Source organism: Methylobacterium sp. ap11 (assembly GCF_900110515.1).
Taxonomy (GTDB): domain Bacteria; phylum Pseudomonadota; class Alphaproteobacteria; order Rhizobiales; family Beijerinckiaceae; genus Methylobacterium; species Methylobacterium ajmalii.
The window spans coordinates 1-1,102 of record NZ_FOEB01000056.1 but is presented as its reverse complement, the minus strand read 5'-3'; the positions used below and the strand labels follow the sequence as shown (position 1 = coordinate 1,102).

The window sequence follows — 1,102 nt, the reverse complement described above, 5'->3', positions numbered from 1 at the left end:
AAACTGAGCCAACCTCGCCCCACATCGGCACAGCGCCTTCAGCAGCACACCATCTTGAGCATGATGGAGAGATGGCTCCGTGAGATCGAGGGGGTCATGCACCTCGAAGCTTGTCGCCGAGGTGCATGACGACCTCGGGCTCAATGACGTAATCAAGAGCGTCAATGGCTGTCCTAAGCTGCGAGGGGACAAGCCCTGAAGAGTACACCGCGAGTGCGAGCGTCGCCTTTGAATGGCCCATAAGCTCGGCGATGACGCTGGAGTTCACGGCTGGAGTGTGGGTGGACGCACGCTCAAGATAGGTGGCGAAGCATCGCCTAAAGCTGTGGAAATCGACTTCTTTACTAGAACCGAGCATCTTCTGTCGGAACGTGGCGAACCGCTTCACCACGATCCAGCTTCGCTTTCCGTCTGGTCCTGCTGGTGTCAGGCCCGAGAAAATCCAGCCGTCAGATGATGTTGCCAATCGGTGCTGAACGATCGGCCAGCCAAGCCGATGCACGGGCACGATACGGCGAGCATTTTCGGTTTTGCCTTCCGGAATGCGGAACGCCTGCTGCTCTGCAATCACGTCCTCGTTTCGAAGTTGGCAAAGCTCGCCGATTCGGCAGCCAGTCAGGAGTGCAAGGCGCATGAGGTCGAAAAGCACCTCACCGTAGCGCTGACCCATGACTGTTCGAGGATCGGTGCTGAGCAGCGTGACAAGTTCTCGGGCAGAGTATGACCGCTTGCCGCTGTCGAGCCTTGCCACACTGCCGAAATTACCTTGCCCCGCCCATGGGTTGTCGCTCGCGAAGCCGCGTTTCTGAAGCCATCGCCACATGGCTGAAAGAGAACTGAGCTTTCGGTTTATGGTCTTCTGCGCGGCTCCAGATTTCAGAAGCACGTCACTGACGAACTCTCCAGCCTTGCGGCGATCAACCTTCATCACAGTACAACTTGATGGTTGCGACTTAGCGAACTCCCTGACGGCTACAGCGTGCTGCATCAGGGATTGCTTTGTTTGTACCCCCTCGATCTCACGGAGCCATCTCTCCATCATGCTCAAGATGGTGTGCTGCTGAAGGCGCTGTGCCGATGTGGGGCGAGGTTGGCTCAGTTT

1 protein-coding gene is annotated in these 1,102 nt (G+C 57.3%); it reads right to left on the bottom strand.

Annotated features, from left to right (window positions below; genetic code table 11):
• Positions 1–94: 94 nt before the first annotated feature.
• Positions 95–1,102 (bottom strand): site-specific integrase (locus BMX97_RS31840; protein ID WP_091755082.1); only part of this gene is annotated, 1,008 nt, incomplete at its 5' end.